At 65.7% G+C, this 15,346-nt stretch carries 15 protein-coding genes; 4 read left to right on the forward strand and 11 right to left on the reverse strand.

Going from position 1 to position 15,346, the window contains the following annotated elements:
* The 4 genes from AC1DYI_RS02260 to AC1DYI_RS02275 form a co-directional block, all read left to right on the forward strand.
* Positions 1-452: outer membrane protein assembly factor BamB family protein (locus AC1DYI_RS02260; protein ID WP_477202460.1), on the forward strand; the 452-nt coding region annotated here is incomplete at its 5' end.
* A 212-nt stretch (positions 453-664) separates the two neighbouring features.
* On the forward strand, positions 665-1,015 hold the full coding sequence (locus tag AC1DYI_RS02265) for a GntR family transcriptional regulator (RefSeq protein ID WP_374567529.1): 351 nt from the start codon (positions 665-667) through the stop codon (positions 1,013-1,015).
* An 11-nt stretch (positions 1,016-1,026) separates the two neighbouring features.
* On the forward strand, positions 1,027-1,908 hold the full coding sequence (locus AC1DYI_RS02270) for an ABC transporter ATP-binding protein (protein ID WP_477202461.1): 882 nt from the start codon (positions 1,027-1,029) through the stop codon (positions 1,906-1,908).
* A gap of 20 nt (positions 1,909-1,928) precedes the next feature.
* Entirely contained in the window at positions 1,929-2,816 is an 888-nt protein-coding gene (locus tag AC1DYI_RS02275) for a hypothetical protein (protein WP_477202462.1), read from the forward strand.
* Between the two features lie 10 nt (positions 2,817-2,826).
* Here the strand turns inward: AC1DYI_RS02275 and AC1DYI_RS02280 are convergent, their stop codons facing one another.
* From AC1DYI_RS02280 to AC1DYI_RS02330, 11 genes are all read right to left on the reverse strand, one after another.
* Positions 2,827-3,777 carry an AraC family transcriptional regulator gene (locus AC1DYI_RS02280; protein WP_477202463.1) on the reverse strand — a complete coding sequence of 317 codons (951 nt, stop codon included), beginning with the start codon at positions 3,775-3,777 and terminating at the stop codon, positions 2,827-2,829.
* A gap of 42 nt (positions 3,778-3,819) precedes the next feature.
* Positions 3,820-4,605: an L-iditol 2-dehydrogenase gene (locus AC1DYI_RS02285; protein ID WP_477202464.1), complete on the reverse strand. Its 786-nt coding sequence runs from the start codon at positions 4,603-4,605 to the stop codon at positions 3,820-3,822.
* 157 nt (positions 4,606-4,762) lie between these two features.
* Positions 4,763-6,067, reverse strand: a complete 1,305-nt coding sequence (locus tag AC1DYI_RS02290) for an ABC transporter substrate-binding protein (RefSeq protein WP_477202465.1) — start codon at positions 6,065-6,067, stop codon at positions 4,763-4,765.
* Positions 6,068-6,163: 96 nt separating this feature from the next.
* Positions 6,164-7,069, reverse strand: coding sequence for a porin (locus AC1DYI_RS02295; protein ID WP_477202466.1), 906 nt, complete (start codon positions 7,067-7,069; stop codon positions 6,164-6,166).
* Between the two features lie 415 nt (positions 7,070-7,484).
* Entirely contained in the window at positions 7,485-8,429 is a 945-nt protein-coding gene (locus AC1DYI_RS02300; protein ID WP_477202467.1) for a helix-turn-helix domain-containing protein, read from the reverse strand.
* A gap of 87 nt (positions 8,430-8,516) precedes the next feature.
* Positions 8,517-9,902 (reverse strand): D-arabinitol 4-dehydrogenase, encoded by a 1,386-nt coding sequence (dalD, locus tag AC1DYI_RS02305; protein ID WP_477202468.1) that lies wholly within the window; start codon positions 9,900-9,902, stop codon positions 8,517-8,519.
* A gap of 32 nt (positions 9,903-9,934) precedes the next feature.
* Positions 9,935-10,999 carry an ABC transporter ATP-binding protein gene (locus AC1DYI_RS02310; RefSeq protein ID WP_477202469.1) on the reverse strand — a complete coding sequence of 355 codons (1,065 nt, stop codon included), beginning with the start codon at positions 10,997-10,999 and terminating at the stop codon, positions 9,935-9,937.
* 17 nt (positions 11,000-11,016) lie between these two features.
* On the reverse strand, positions 11,017-11,847 hold the full coding sequence (locus AC1DYI_RS02315; protein WP_477202470.1) for a carbohydrate ABC transporter permease: 831 nt from the start codon (positions 11,845-11,847) through the stop codon (positions 11,017-11,019).
* 5 nt (positions 11,848-11,852) lie between these two features.
* A complete protein-coding gene (locus AC1DYI_RS02320) occupies positions 11,853-12,710 on the reverse strand; it encodes a carbohydrate ABC transporter permease (RefSeq protein WP_477202471.1) in 858 nt (285 codons plus the stop codon).
* Between the two features lie 131 nt (positions 12,711-12,841).
* Positions 12,842-14,158, reverse strand: a complete 1,317-nt coding sequence (locus tag AC1DYI_RS02325) for an ABC transporter substrate-binding protein (protein WP_477202472.1) — start codon at positions 14,156-14,158, stop codon at positions 12,842-12,844.
* Positions 14,159-14,486: 328 nt separating this feature from the next.
* Positions 14,487-15,317, reverse strand: a complete 831-nt coding sequence (locus AC1DYI_RS02330) for a tetratricopeptide repeat protein (RefSeq protein ID WP_477202473.1) — start codon at positions 15,315-15,317, stop codon at positions 14,487-14,489.
* Positions 15,318-15,346: the final 29 nt, after the last annotated feature.

Below are 15,346 nucleotides of genomic sequence, written 5' to 3' on the forward strand. Positions count from 1 at the left end.
ACCCAGCGCTGGCGCTGGGCACCCGGGTGATCGTCGGCAGCGACAGTGGCGCCGTGCATGCCTATGCGGCCGGCAGCGGCAAGCTGCTGTGGAGCCAGCCGCTCACGGGCTATGTCTCGGCACCGCTGGTCGGCAAAGGCAAGGTCGTCTACGCCGTCAGCGGCAACCGCCAGGTGCAGGCGATGGACGTACGCACGGGCGAACTGCTGTGGACGCGTGCGTTGGCGGGCACCCATCAGGTCGCCTCCAACATGGCCTGGGCCAACGGTGCGCTGTACATGACGACGCAGGACTTCAACACCGCCAAGCAGCTGCTGGTGCTGAACGCCCGCAGCGGCAAACCGGTGGCGCAGGTGCCGTTGTCGATCCGCGGCAGTTTCACCAAGCTGACCGTCATCGACGGCCAGGTCTACCTCAGCAGCGAAGGCCAGTTGACGGCGTTGGGCCTCTGAGTCTCGCGAGCGAGACGCTACCACCCCAGCCCCAAGCGGCCGGTGGGTCCGGGATCGCCCCGGGCCCTTCCGGCCGCTGTGCATTTCATCCCCCGGTCGTGCAGCCTGTCGCATCGCCGGCGACGCCGCGCGGGCCCTGGCCTACAGTGTTCTACATCAGTAACACACCCGTGTGCCTCTGGCGCCCGGGTCCAGCCAAGAAGGGGAAGGCAATGCCAACCTGGGATGACCGCCAGCCGATCTACCGGCAACTGGCCGACCGTCTGGCCGGCGCGCTGCTCGACGGCGACCCACCCGAGGGCGACCCGATGCCGTCGGTGCGCTCGCTCGCAGCGCAGTACATGCTGAATCCGCTGACCGTCGGCCGTGCGCTGCAGGCGCTGACGGACGACGGCCTGCTCGACAGCCGGCGCGGCTTGGGCCTTTTCGTACGGGCCGGCGCCCGCGACAAGCTGCGCGCCCTGGAGCGCCAGCGCTTCCTCGAACAGGAGTGGCCGCAGTTGCGCCAGAAGTTGCGCCGGCTGGGTCTGCAGATGGACGAATTGCAGTGGGAACAAGCCTGAGGGAGCCGACGATGAACGACACCAACAACACCTTGATCCGGGCCGAAGGCCTGTCCTTGCACTACGGCAAGAAGCTGGCGCTGGACCGGCTGGACTTCAGCATCGCCAAGGGTCGCGTGGTCGGCCTGCTGGGCCACAACGGCGCTGGCAAGACCTCGCTGATGAAGGCGATGGTCGGCCTGCACGACCACGAAGGTCGGCTCGACGTGCTGGGCTTCGAGCCGCGGCGCGAGCGCGTCAAGCTGCTGCAAGAGGTGACCTACATCCCCGACGTGGCGATCCTGCCGCGCTGGGCCCGGGTCGAGCAGCTGATCGAGCTGATGAGCGGGCTGCACCCGAAGTTCTCGGCCGAGCGCGCTCGCACGCTGCTCAAGCGCACCAGCGTCAAGCCGACCGACAAGGTCAAGTCGCTGTCCAAGGGCATGGTGGTGCAGACGCACCTGGCGCTGATCGCCGCGGTCGACGCCAAGCTGATGATCCTCGACGAGCCGACGCTGGGGTTGGATGTGCTCAGCCGCAAGGCCTTCTACGAGATGCTGATCGACGAGTGGTGCGATGGCGAGCGCAGCGTGCTGATCTCGACCCACCAGGTCGAGGAGATCGAGGGCCTGCTGTCCGACGTGATGATGCTCAACGAAGGCAAGCTGGTGCTCAACATCCCGCTCGACCAGATCGATGACCGCTTCGTCGCGCTGAAGCACGACCCGCAGGCGGCCGAGGCGATCGCCGCGGCGCACCCGATCCTGCGCTATCGCCAGCAGGGCGAATCGGCTGCGTTGTTCGACGGCGCGCCGCCGGCCCACGTGGCCTCGCTCGGCCGGCGCATGCGGCCCAGCCTGGTCGACCTGTTCGTGGCGCTGACCCGCGCGCCCGAGATCAACCCGCAACGCTGAACGCGCAGAGGAGACGCAAGATGCAAACCTTCAAGACCCTGTTGTTGCGCGAGTGGATGCAGCACCGTTTCGGCTGGCTGCTGATGGGCGGCATTCCGCTGGCGATCATGGTGCCCTTGCTGAGCTTTGGGACGGTCGACATGGGCGACCATGGGATGCCGCCGCCGGAGCAAGTGGCGGTGATGTTCTTCGCCGGCTACACCTTCTTTCTGATGGTGTTGATCGGGGCCTCGGTGGCTTTCCAGGCGCCCGGCTTGGCGCGGCGTGATCGGCAGGACCGCTCGATCGAGTTCTGGCTGTCGCTGCCGAACAGCCACACCGCCAGCGTCGGTGCGACCGTGCTGATGAACCTGTGGCTGCTGCCGCTGATGGCCTTTGGCATGGTTGCGGCTGGCGGCGTGGTCAGCGCGCTGATCGCAGTGCTGCGTACCCACGGCATCGACGGATTGACGCAGATGCCCTGGGGCACGCTGGCAGCGATGCTGTTGATGGGCGCCGGCCGGTCGGCGCTGGGAATGGTGCTTGGCACGCTGTGGCTCGCGCCATTTGCACTCGGTGCGATGGCGGCCTCGGCCTGGCTCAAGCGCTGGGGCGTGGTGGTGGTGGCCGGCGTGCTGTTGATCGGCAGCCAGATCCTGGACAAGGTCTACCACCTGCCCTGGTTGCTGACGCAGCTGGAGCAGCAGCTAAAGCATGCCGGCTGGGCCTTCCTGCCGACCCTGCAGGGCACGGTGGACTCCAATGAAAGCCTCGGCTCGCTCAGTGGCGTGGTGGCCAACTTCGGCAACTGGATAGCACACGACACCGCGCTCGCACTCGGTGACCTGGCCACCCCGCGCTTCATCATCTCGCTGGCTGTTGCCGCCGGCTGCTTCGGCCTGATGGTGCTGCGCCGAGCCCGCACCTGAACCGCAGGGTTCAGGCGGGGCGCCGTTCCGGCGCCCCGCCGAATCGTTTGTCAGACTGACGCCGAAACTCCGTCGGCGTCATTCCTTTGATCTCGAGGAACCGCCGGTTGAAGTTGGCGACGTTGTTGAAGCCGACTTCGTAGCAGATGTGGGTGACCAGTCGGTCCGAATCCATCAGCAGCTGGCAGGCGCGCTGCACCCGCACGCGGTTGACGAAATCGGTGAAGGTGTTGCCAGTGGCGCGGCGGAAGAAGCGCGAGAAGCGGCTTTCGCTCATGCCCAGGCTGGCGGCAATTTCCGAGGCGGCCAAGGGCTGCGCCACGTCGGCCATGATGCGCTGGACCACTGCGTTGATCTGGTCGAGCTGCTGGTCGTCGTCGGCGCTTTGCATCTGCACGCTCGACAGCATCCGGTAGTCGGTGCACTGCGCCATCTCCGCCAGCAAGGCCGCGAAAGCGGCCAATCGCTTCAGGCCGCGGCTGTCCTTGATCGCATGCCACTGGCGCTCGGCCAAGCCCCCCAGGCCGAAGAACTCGATGCCGTGGCGCGCCCGCTCCAGCATCGGCAGCACCTCGGCCAGCTCGGGCAAATGCTCGGCCGCATGCGCGATCGGCCCGTGCGGGAACTGGATCACCAGGTCGCGCAACGCGACGCCGCCCTCGGGCACATCGGTCGAGACCCAGTTGTGCGGCAAGCGGGGGCCGGCTAGCACCAGGTGGCCGGGCTCGAAAGGCCCGATCCAGTCGCCGACGAAGGCCTTGCCCGAGGTCGCGACGATCAGGTGCAGTTCGTACTCGTCGTGGTGGTGCCAGCGCGCCAACGGCGTCGGGAAGCCGTGCGCCAGGCAGCGGATCAGGCCCACGTCTTCCGGCGCCTCGTAGCCCAGCGCCGGGCTGCGCGTGAAGTCGCGCTCCAGCTCGGGCTGGCGCTGGCGGGGCAGTTGGCGTGAGGGCATGGTCACGATGGTGGCACGCCGAAGCATCCGATTGAAGCGCAAAACCACTCAACTCATGACCGCGCCGCCGTCGATGTTCAGCGTCTGGGCGGTGATGTATGCCGCTTCGTCGCTGGCCAGGAAGACCGCGGCGCCGGCGACGTCGTCCGGCCGGCCCATGCGGCCCAGCGGCACCGCCTCGCCGACGCGGCGTTTCTTTTCGCCCAGGGGCAGGTTCTCGTAGCGGGCGAAGAGAGCATCCACGTGCTGCCACATCGGCGTGTCGACCACACCCGGCGCGATCGCATTGACGCGGATGCCGTGCGGCGCCATCGCCAGCGCGGCGCTCTGGGTGTAGCTGATCACCGCCGCCTTGGTCGCGCAGTAGTGCGACACCAGCGCCTCGCCGCGCCGCCCGGCCTGCGAGCTGAGGTTGATCACGCTGCCCGGGCGCTCGGCTTGCACCATGCGCGCGAGCACCTTCTGCATCACGAAGAACATCGCCTTGACGTTGACCTCGAACAGGCGGTCGAACATCGCCTCGTCGCTCGCCAGCAGCGGGGCCATGTCGAAGATCGCGGCGTTGTTGAACAGCGCGTCGATCGGCCCATGCTGGGCTTCGGCCAGCGCGATCAGCGCGTCGACCTGCGTCGGCTGCGTCACGTCTGCGCTGCAGTAATGCAGCCGGCCACCGTGTGCGGCACTGGCCTCACGAAACGCCGCCGACGGCTCGGCCGGCAGATCGGCCACCGTGCAACGGGCGCCTTCGCGCGCAAAGGCCGCGGCCACTGCCAACCCGATGCCACCACCGGCGCCGGTCAGCAATGCGTGCTTGTCGTTCAGGCGCCCGCTCATGGCGTGGCCCTCTCACTGGATGGCATCGTGTCGTCCCGGTTGTTGGAAGGGCCTGCAGCCGATCTTCCAACAAGCTGTCGTGCTGATCGGTACGCCAGCGGCCGAAAGACATACTTCATTGCATCGCTGGTTGATCGTTTTCACCAGTCTGGAGAAATTACGTACCAGGCCGTTTCGTGGCCATGGTGCGCACCGTCGCCGCTTGTCCGGCCACCAGCGCCTGGTCCAGCGTGCGTTGACCCTGCAGTGCATCTGCGATCAAGCTGCCCACTTCATTGCCAATGGTCTGGAACTCGGGAATGGCCACGAACTGAATGCCGCTGTACGGCGACGGTGGCCGGGTGGGGGCTTTGAAGTTGGCAGAGTGCAAGGCCTGCAGTTCGATCGCAGCGGCCGGCGATGCGGCGAGAAAGTCGAGCGAGGCATAGGTCGACTGGCGCGTGCCTGTCGGAACACGCCCCCAACCCGACTCCCGGGCCACGAGTTGGACGTACGCCTTGGACGTCGCCCATAAGACGAAGCGGCGGGCTGCCTCGGGCTGGCGCGACGTGGCGGGAACGGCGAGCGACCAGGCCCACAGCCAATTCGCTCCCGTCGAGGTGGTTCCGCTCGGGGCTTGCGCGAAACCCACCTTGCGGCTGACCACGCTTCGTTTGGGATCGGTGATCGCGGCCGCACCGATCGTGGCATCGACCCACATGGCGCAGTGACCGGCGGCAAACAGGGCCTGCAGCTCGTTGAAGCTGAGTGAGTGCGGGTCGGTCGGCCCGAAGTGGCGCAGCAAATCGAGATACATCGCCAGGGCCTGCCGCCAAGGCTCACTGTCCAGCCGCGGGCGCCAGGCCATGTCGAACCACTGCCCCTCGTAGCTGTTGACCATCGTGGTGACCAGCGCCATGTTGTCGCCCCAACCCGGCTTGCCGCGCAGGCAGATGCCGTACACGCCGCGGGCAGGGTCGTGCAGGCGCTGGGCCAGCTGTCGCACGTGGGCCCAGGTCGGCCGGTTCGGCATGTCCAGGCCCGCTGCCGTGACGAGGTCACGGCGGTACATCAGCATCGAACTCTCGCCGTAGAACGGCGCGGCATGGAGTCGACCGTCGATGGACAGGCCCTCTCGGATGAACGGCATCAGGTCGTCCACCGCATAGTCGGCGGGCGGATCGAGAGGTTTCAACCAGCCGCGACGGCCCCAGATGGGCGTTTCGTACAGCCCGATCGTCATCACGTCGAACTGGCCGCCCTTGGTGGTGATGTCCGTCGTCAGACGCTGGCGCAAGACGCCCTCCGGCAAGGTCAACCATTGCAGCTTGATGTCGGGATTCGCCAGTTCGAAGTGCCTGGACAGGCGCTGCATTTCGATCATCTGGTCGTTGTCGACCGTGGCGATGACCAATTCAGTGGCCGCGGCGGCGAATGTCGTTGCCAGCGACAGCGCCGCCGCGATGAACGGACGGAAGACCATGGCCGATGCTCCAACGCTGAGGAAGAAGAGGCAGCACAGCGGGCGCCCAAGGCAGGCAAGCCAGTGAGCGCACTCGTAACGGGTTACCGCATGGGCTCAAAAGTTGTGCCGGATACCGAGGTCGAACCGGTGCACGTTGTCCATGCCTTCGGTTTTCTCGAAACCGACGTCGCCGTAGAGCATGGTGCGTGCACTCAGGTCGTACCAATAACCGACACCCAGGTTGCGCTTGCGCACGCCTGCGTTGTCGTCATGGTTGACTTTGGCGCGCAGTGAGCCATGGCCCAAAGGCACGATGGCCCCGAGATCCACGGTGGTGCGCTCGAGCCCGGTGGCATCGCCGTCGTTGTGGGCCGCGACGAGAATCGCCTTCGCGGCCCCAAAGTCGTAGACACCACCCAGAGCCCAGGCGTGGTCACCATTGCTGCGATCGGCATAAGACACCGCTGCAAGCAGCGGGCCCACCGCGTAGCGTGCCAGCACGCTGGCGCCGCGGCGTTGGATGCCCTCGCCGGCCGAGACACCCACCGCGGCGCTGAAGCCACCGACCGCAGGTGTCCAGTAAACGACGCTGTTGTTGTATTTGTCGTCCGCGCCACCCTTGCGCTCGCCGGCGCCGGCCACGGTGTCACCACCGAATGCATCGGGGTCCGGCGCGACGCCGAACGGACCCCCTTGGCGGCCCAGGCGCACTTCGCCAAACGCGCCCCGCAATCCGACGATCGAGATTTCGTCCCAGAACGGTGCGCGCGACTGGCCGGTATCGGCATCGAAGCGGTGCTCGAGTTGGAAGAAGGCCTTCATGTCGTTGCCCAGATCCTCGGTTCCGCGGAAACCAAGCGCGTTCATCGAGTTGTTGGCAATCTGGTTGCGGTCTCCACCAGAGTCGTTGCGATAGCCCAGATCGACGCGGCCGTAGAGTTCGACGCTGGACTGTGCGTGGACGGAAGTGAAGCTCGAGGCGCAGGCCAGGCAAGCGAATAGAAAGCGATGCGAATTCATGAGAGTTTCCTTGTGTCGGCTGCAATGCCCCGAGACGGCCATGCAGCGGCGTGACCCACCTCGCATTCATGAGGCGGAAAACGAAAATGGAACGTTGGTGGAGATCGTCGCCCTTCGGGCTGGCGACGATCGCAGTCAGTGACTAACTAGCCAACAGGTGGCACCGATGGCATCGGCACCACCGGCACGGTGTGTCGAATGAAGTCTCCTTGCTTATTGGATCGACGGCGTGCGGATGTGCCGTCGAGGGTGAGCATAGGAGGGGGCCTTCTTCGCATTTGGTACTGCGATGCGCGCGCCAATGGTGGTGGGTATGCGGCGCGTTCGGACTTTCCCGACCTGCTGAAATGGGGTATGGGCCGCTGCAATACAGGTTCAACGGCCACGGGCCGGTGAATACGCCATGGGCCGCTGATCACGCGGCTATGGGGGTCGGCGCGCCGCCAAATCGGCCGAAGGCCTGCCGCCGAAACTGCGTCGGTGTCATGCCTTTGATTTCGAGGAAACGCCGGTTGAAGTTCGCCACGTTGTTGAAGCCCACTTCATAACAAATGTGGGTGACCAGGCGGTCGGTGGCCATCAGCAGGTGACACGCCTGCTGGACGCGGATGCGATTGACGAAGTCGGTGAAGGTGTTGCCGGTGGCACGGCGAAAGGACCGTGAGAACCGGCTCTCGCTCATGCCCAGATCCGTGGCGAAGTCTGCGGCCGACAGCGGCTGGGCGAAGTCGCTCATGATGCGGTGGACGATGGCATTGATCTGGTCGAACTGCCGGTCATCCCCTTCACCGCGCATCTGGACGCTGGACAGCAGACGGTAGTCGGTGCAACAGGCCATCTCGCCCAGCATCGCGATGAAGGCGGTCAGCCGCGCCAGCCCACGGCTGTTCTTGATCGTGTGCCACTGGCGCTCGGCCAGGTCGCCCAGGCCAAAGAACTCGATGCCGTGGCGTGACCGTTCCAGCAGCGGCGTCAATTCAGCCAGTGCCGGCAATTGCTGCGCGGCTGCCTCCAGCAGCCCCAGCGGGAACTGGATCACCAGGTCGCGCAGGGCGACGCCCGTCTCGGGCATGTCGGTCGAGACCCAGTTGTGGGGCAGGTGCGGGCCGACGAGCACCAGGTGGCCCGGTTCGAACGTTCCGATCCAGTCACCAATGAAGGCTTTGCCCGAGGTCGCGACGATCAGGTGCAGTTCGTATTCGTCGTGGTGGTGCCACCGCGCCAGCGGGGTCGGAAAGCCGTGGGCCAGGCAACGGATCAGGCCGACATCGTCCGTGGCCTCGTAGCCCAGCGACGGGCTGCGCGCAAACTCGTGTTCGATTTCCGGCTTGCGTTGGCGGGGAAGGAAGTGGTTGGCCATGGTGGATCCCTCTGCTCATGGCGCGGCGTTGTTATGAAGTTGTCGGTCGTTCCGCGCTGGGTAGGTTGGTGGTCAAGGCAGCCTGCCTCACGACATTTCGTTGACGAAGGCTGCAACGCGTTTGGTGGCTTCGCGCAGCGCCGCCACCAGCCGTGGGTCGTCGGCCTCGGGGCCCCACAGCACCGCTTGCGAGGCGAGGGCAGCCACCGGATCGGGGGCGTCACAGATCGCGGTGGCCACGGCCGGGTCCATCGCCTGGTCCTGGTAGGTGTAGCCCAACGCGCCCCGACGCCAGCGCTGCAGGAAGGCGAGGAACAGCGCCGGCAGCATCGCGACGCTGGCTATCGATTCATGGCGCGCCAGCCGCTCGCGGATCGTTGGCGCGATGAAGCCGGGGATCTTCGAGAAGCCGTCCATCGCGACGCGTTGGTTGGTGTCCTGGATCGCCGGGTTCGAGAAACGGTCGAGCACCACGTCGCGGTAGGCCGCGAGATCGATCGGGCTGGGCCGATCAGGCGGATTGAGCACCGGGATCACGTCGTCGGTGACGTAGTCGAAAGCCATCTGGCGGATCACCAGGTCGCGTGTGCCTTCGTCGATGAAGTCGTAGCCGCGCAGCGTGCCGGCCCAGGCGATGCAGCTGTGCGTCGCGTTCAGCAGCCGGATCTTGGCTTCTTCATACGGCGCGACCGAGTCGACCATCTCGACGCCGACCTGTTCCCACGCCGGGCGGCCGGCGGCGAAACGGTCTTCGATCACCCACTGGATGAAGCTTTCGCCCATCAGCGCGGCCGGGTCGTCGACGCCGGTTGCAGCGCGTACGCGCTCGCGCACCGCAGGTGTAGGCCGCGGCGTGATCCGGTCGACCATCGCGTTCGGGCTGGTCGTGTTCGTTTCGACCCATGCCAACAGGTCCGGCTCGCCGACGCGCTCGATGAACTGCAGCAGACCGCTGCGCGAGCGGTCCCCGTTGTGGCGCAGGTTGTCGCAGTTCAGCAGCGTGACCTGGCCACTGCCGCGTTGCATGCGAGCGCGCAGCATCGCGGTCAACGCGCCGTAGATCGTGGCGCCGGGACGCTGCGCTTTCGCGGCGTCCAGGTCGGCCGCCAGATCGGCAAAGCCGAAGTCGAGCTGGTTCTTCGCGTCGAGGTAGTAGCCGGCCTCGGTGACGGTGAACGAGATGATGCGCGTGGCCGGGTCGGCTGCCGCGTCGATCAGTGCGGCGAGCGACGGCTCGTAGGAATACGCCTGACGAATCGAGGTGATGCGCTCGTAGCGCGTGTCGCCTGCAGGCGACACGGTTTCCAGCGTGAAGGCGCCGCCTTGCGCTTGCAGCGTGGCGATCAGCTCGGGCATGTCGTTGCGCAGGTTGCCACCCGCGAGGACCCAGGAGGTGTCGCCACGCTGGTGCAACGCATGCAGATAGACCGCCTGGTGGGCGCGATGGAATGAACCGAGGCCCAGGTGCAGCATGACCAGCGGCGATGCGGATGGTGAGGCTCCCCTCATGCTGCGCCTGCCAATGCGGCCGACGCGCCGCTGCGGGTAACGCGGCCTTGCGCGTCGAACAAGTGCGCGGCATCGGCGTCGACCGCAACACCAACGGTGTGCCCGGCCTGCAAGCTCGTGCGAGTGCTTTGCCGTGCAACCAGCTGCGCGCCGCCGTCGGTGCTMACGTAGACCAGCGTCTCGGCGCCCAGCGCTTCGATCAGCTCGACCTTGCCGCTGAACTGGCCATGGCCGACGGCGGTCAAGGTCAGGCTCTCGGGCCGCAAGCCGACATAGCCGCCGGCGGGCACCGGCAGGCCGCAAACGTCTTCCAGCTGCGGCACTTGGGCGGCCGCGACCACGTTCATCTGCGGCGTGCCGATGAACTGCGCGACGAACTGGTTCGCTGGCCGGTCGTACAGCTCCAGCGGCGTGCCGACCTGCTCGATCACGCCGTCGCGCAACACGACGACACGGTCGGCCAGCGTCATCGCCTCGACCTGGTCGTGCGTCACGTAGATGGTGGTCGCGCCCAGCTCGCGGTGCAGGCGCGCGATCTCGACGCGGGTCTGGCCGCGCAATGCCGCGTCAAGGTTCGACAACGGCTCGTCGAACAAGAAGACCTTGGGCGAGCGCACGATCGCGCGGCCGATCGCGACGCGCTGGCGCTGCCCGCCGGACAACTCTTTCGGCGTGCGCTGCAGGTAGGGCGTCAGGTTCAGGATCTTCGCCGCCCGCTCGACCTTCTCGCGGATCACCGTCGGGTCGGCCTTGGCCAGCCGCAGTGCAAAGCTCATGTTGTCGTACACGCTCATGTGCGGGTACAGCGCGTAGCTCTGGAACACCATCGCCAGGTCGCGCTTGGACGAGGGCGCGTCGGTGATGTCGCGGCCGTCCAGCGTCAGGCTGCCGTCGGTGATCGTCTCCAGCCCGGCGATCAGGCGCAGCAGCGTCGACTTGCCGCAGCCCGAGGGCCCGACGAAGACAACGAACTCGCCCTGTTGGATCGCCAGGTCGATGCCGCGGATGGTGTGCACCGCACCGAAGTGCTTGTGGATGCCTTGGAGTTCGAGGTAGGCCATGGCCGTCTCCCTTTGAATTACTTGACCGCGCCGAAGGTCAGGCCCTGCACCAGCTGCTTCTGGCTGAACCAGCCGAAGACGACGATGGGGGCGATGGCCATCAGCGAGGCCGCCGACAACTTGGCCCAGAACAGGCCTTCGGGACTGGAATACGAAGCGATCAGCGTGGCCAGCGTGCCGGCCTTGGCCGAGCTGAGGTTGAGCGACCAGAAGRCCTCGTTCCACGACAGCACCAGGCACAGCAGGCCGGTGGAGGCGAGCCCGCCCATGCCGAGCGGCAGCAGCACCAGCCGCGCCTCTTGCCACAGCGTGGCACCGTCCATGCGCGCGGCTTCGAGGATCTCGGGCGGGATGTCCTTGAAGTGCGAATACAGCATCCAGACCATGATCGGCAGGTTGCTGAGCGTGAAGACGATGATCAGCGCGAGCTGCGTGTCCAGCAGCGAGGACTTCTGCGCCAGCACGTAGATCGGCACCAGCGCACCGACAGCCGGCATCATCTTGGTCGACAGCATCCACATCAGGATGTCGCGCGTGCGCTTGCTGCGAAAGAAGGCCATCGAGTACGCCGCCGGGGCAGCGAGCAGCAAGCCCAGCAGCGTCGACAACACGCTGGTGATGACCGAGTTCTTCGCGTACAGCAGGTAGTCGCTGCGCACCTGCACCTCGCGGAAGTTCTCCAATGTCGGCGTGAAGATGAACTGCGGCGGCACGTGGATCGCCTGCATCTCGGTCTTGAACGCCGTCAGAATCAACCAGCCGAGCGGGAAGAACAGCAGCAGCGTGACAGCCCAGGCCGCGATGGTGCGAACGATCAAGGCGTAGGGAAAAGGGGTGGGGCGCGCCATGGCGTTCAGTCGAGGTTCTTGCCGATCAGGCGAATCAGGAACACCGCGGCGATGTTGGCCAGCAGCACCGCGAACAGCGCTCCGGCCGAGGCCACTCCGGCATCGAAGTTCAGCAGCGCCTGCTTGAAGATCAGGAAGGCAACGTTGGTGCTCGCGTCGCCGGGGCCGCCGCCAGTGGTGGTGTAGATCTCGGCGAAGACCGAGAGCAGGAAGATCATCTCGATCATCACGACGACCGCCATCGAGCGGGCGAGGTGCGGCAACACCATGTAGCGCAGCTGCTGCAGGTAGGTGGCACCGTCCATGCGCGCGGCTTCGAGCTGCTCGCGGTTCAGCGACTGCAGCGCGGTCATCAGGATCAGCGTCGCGAACGGCAGCCATTGCCACGCGACCATGATGATCACGGAGCCGAGCGGGAAGTCGGTCAACCAGTCCACCGGCGTCGCGCCGAAGAACTTCCACACCTGTGCCAGCACGCCGTAGATGGGATTCATCATCATGTGCTTCCACAGCAGCGCATTGACCGTGGGCATCACGAAGAAGGGCGAGATCAGCAGCAGCCGCACGATGCCGCGGCCAGGGAAGGGCGCATCGATCAGCAGCGCCAGGCCCGTGCCCAGGCCGACGGTGATCACGATCACGCTGCCCAGCAGCAGCAAGGTGTTGCCCACCGCGGCGCCGAACGACGGGTCGGTGACGAAGTACTCGAAGTTCTCCAACCCGATGAAGCCGGTTGCTTCCGGCTGCATCAGGTTGTAGCGGATGACGCTGAAGTACAGCGTCATCACCAGCGGCACGATCATCCACAGGAACAGCGTGGCAACCGCTGGCGCCATCAAGGCGCGGGGCAGGAATCTATTCATCAGTGTGGGTCCAAATAGCGTTCAGGCGGCGTAGCGAGCGYCCCGAGGTGGCGCCGCAGTACCGCAGCCCTACTCCCGTAGGGCGAGGAACTCCGGCGTCAGATCGGGGTGCGCAGTAGCCGAATGAATGCCTATTTGTAGTAGCCGGCTTTGCGCATCTCGCGGTCGGCGGCCGTCTGCGAAGCCTTCAAGGCCTCGTCGACTGTCGACTTGCCCGCCAGCGCGGCGCTCATCTGCTGGCCCACTGCGATACCGATGGCCTGGAACTCGGGGATGGCAGCGAACTGCACGCCGACATACGGGCTCTTGGGCAGCGTCGAGTCGTTCGGGTTGGCCGACAGCATGGCCTTCTGCTCGGAGGCGCCGAACTTGGCGGCAGCGCGGAACTCACGCGTCAGGTAGGTCGACTTGCGGGTGCCTGTCGGCACGCTGGCCCAGCCTTCCTCCTTGGCGACCAGCTTGATGTAGTCCTTCGACGTGGCCCAGTTGATGAACTTCTGCGCCGCGTCCGGGTTCTTCGACGCGGCGGGGATCGCCAGCGCCCAGGCCCACAGCCAGTTCGCACCCTTGTCGGTCACGGCCGACGGCGCTTGCGCGAAGTCGACCTTGTCGGCGACCTTGCTCTGCTTCGGGTCGCTGATGAACGAGGCGGCGATCGTCGCGTCGATCCACATCGCGCACTTGCCTTCGTTGTACAGCGCGAGGATCTCATTGAAGCTGTTGGCCGACGATCCGGGCGGGCCGTACTTCTTCAGCAGGTCCACATACAGCGTGATCGCTTCCTTCCACGGCTTGGTCTCGAGCTGCGGCTTCCAGCCCATGTCGAACCACTGGCCACCGTGGGCGTTGACCATCGTCGTGATGAAGGCCATGTTGTCGCCCCAGCCGGGCTTGCCGCGCAGACAGATGCCGTAGACGCCGTTGGCCGGGTCGTTCATCTTCGCGGCGGCGTCGCGCACCTGGTCCCAGGTCGGCCGCTCGGCGAACTTGATGCCGGCCTTTTGCGCCAGGTCGCTGCGGTACATCAGCATCGAGCTCTCACCGTAGAACGGCGCGGCGTAGAGCTTGCCCTCTGACGACAGGCCGTTGCGGATCGCCGGCAGGATGTCGTCGATGTCGTAGTTGGCGTCGGGCTTCAGCTCGGTCAACCAGCCCTTCTTGCCCCAGATCGGCGTCTCGTACATGCCGATCGTCATCACGTCGAACTGGCCGCCCTTGGTGGCGATATCGGTCGTCACGCGCTGGCGCAGCGTGCCTTCTTCGAGCGTGACCCACTTCAGCTTGATGTCGGGGTTGGCCTGCTCGAAGAACTTGCCGAGCTTTTGCATCTCGATCATGTGGCCGTTGTTGACGGTGGCGATCACCAGTTCGGTGGCGGCCTGGGCACCAAAGCTGGCCAGGCCCAAGACGGCGGCCGCGCTGGCGGCCCAGGTGGCGGTGAACTTCATCAGTTGTCTCCTGAGGGGCTGAAGGGGCGGTGAAGGTGGCGGCGGGTGGGTTCCCAACTCGTCCACTGACGGGTTGCATCTTCCGGCCCGTGGGCGGCCCGCGCCGATACGCGGGCAGTCTTGACCTGTACCTCATTGCATCGTTTGGTCGTGGTTTTCCCCAATTCGGTGGAAATTCGTACAGATGGGGCGCTCAACGACTGGGCGCCCCTGTTTCGACGAGCAACTTGAGCCGTCTGGCATCAGCGGCGAAGCCGTAGCCCGCGATGAGCCGCAAATCCCCGAGGTGAGAAAGCGCCGACGCCCTTTGACAGCACCGCGCGCGACGCTATTCGTGAGGCAGAGGGCTTCCGGGCTTCCAGTTCGAAGACAGCTTCAGAGCCTTGCTCAGCTCTTCAGGTGTTAGGTCTGGCTGAAGCCGCGCCTGGTTCATCCGCGCACGCTCGTCGCCCCGCTTGCCAGCCATGTCGAAATACGCATAGGCAAGAAGCTTGCTCTTGCTGACCCCGGTCCCTTTGACGTACATGATGCCGATTGCGTTCAGAGCTTTGGCGTAGCCCTGTTGCGCGGATTGGCCATACCAGTAAATCGCTTTCTCATGGTCGACAGCTGTTCCAGCGCCTTCTAGATACGCCTTCCCGAGGTTGTCCTGGGCAAAAGCGAGCCCTTGGGTAGCCGCTTTCTGTGTCCAGAAGAAGCCGAGCTGCGGGTCTTGCGTGATCCCACGGCCTTGAAAGTAGAAGACGCCCAGATTCACCTGAGACTCAGCGTATCCCTGCTCCGCGGCGAGCTTGAACCATTTGAAAGCAGCCTTGTCGTCGGGAGGTCTGCCTTCGGCTTCGCTGTTCAGGAGTCCCTGCACATGCTGTGCCATGGGAACGCTTTCGAGTGCAGCGGACCTGCTAAGGCGTTCTGCCGCCTGGATGTCCTTCGAGACGCCTCGTCCCTGGAAGTACATCAGGCTGAGGGCGGCCCTGGCGTTCAAGTCGCCGGCCTTCTCCAGTGCCGCCATTAGCTTGGCAGCGCGATCGTAGTCTCCTTGCTGATAGGCGCGGACCGCCTGATCGTACTCGGGCGAAAGAGCCGGCGGTGCGGCAGCGGCGAAGCCGGGCCACAGGAGCGCTTGGCCAGCGAGAAGAGCGATAGCGGCAGTGCGCATGGGGACTCCTCGTGCTCGTTGCACCCCGA

This window comes from Ideonella sp. P3_A4 (assembly GCF_056403075.1).

Bases quoted from the DNA above. Each gene is read 5' to 3' on its own strand.
- AC1DYI_RS02265 (WP_374567529.1), top strand. From the start codon at position 665: ATGCCAACCTGGGATGACCGCCAGCCGATCTACCGGCAACTGGCCGAC.
- AC1DYI_RS02270 (WP_477202461.1), top strand. From the start codon at position 1,027: ATGAACGACACCAACAACACCTTGATCCGGGCCGAAGGCCTGTCCTTG.
- AC1DYI_RS02275 (WP_477202462.1), top strand. From the start codon at position 1,929: ATGCAAACCTTCAAGACCCTGTTGTTGCGCGAGTGGATGCAGCACCGT.
- AC1DYI_RS02285 (WP_477202464.1), bottom strand. From the start codon at position 4,605: ATGAGCGGGCGCCTGAACGACAAGCACGCATTGCTGACCGGCGCCGGT.
- AC1DYI_RS02290 (WP_477202465.1), bottom strand. From the start codon at position 6,067: ATGGTCTTCCGTCCGTTCATCGCGGCGGCGCTGTCGCTGGCAACGACA.
- AC1DYI_RS02295 (WP_477202466.1), bottom strand. From the start codon at position 7,069: ATGAATTCGCATCGCTTTCTATTCGCTTGCCTGGCCTGCGCCTCGAGC.
- AC1DYI_RS02300 (WP_477202467.1), bottom strand. From the start codon at position 8,429: ATGGCCAACCACTTCCTTCCCCGCCAACGCAAGCCGGAAATCGAACAC.
- dalD (WP_477202468.1), bottom strand. From the start codon at position 9,902: ATGCTGCACCTGGGCCTCGGTTCATTCCATCGCGCCCACCAGGCGGTC.
- AC1DYI_RS02320 (WP_477202471.1), bottom strand. From the start codon at position 12,710: ATGAATAGATTCCTGCCCCGCGCCTTGATGGCGCCAGCGGTTGCCACG.
- AC1DYI_RS02325 (WP_477202472.1), bottom strand. From the start codon at position 14,158: ATGAAGTTCACCGCCACCTGGGCCGCCAGCGCGGCCGCCGTCTTGGGC.
- AC1DYI_RS02330 (WP_477202473.1), bottom strand. From the start codon at position 15,317: ATGCGCACTGCCGCTATCGCTCTTCTCGCTGGCCAAGCGCTCCTGTGG.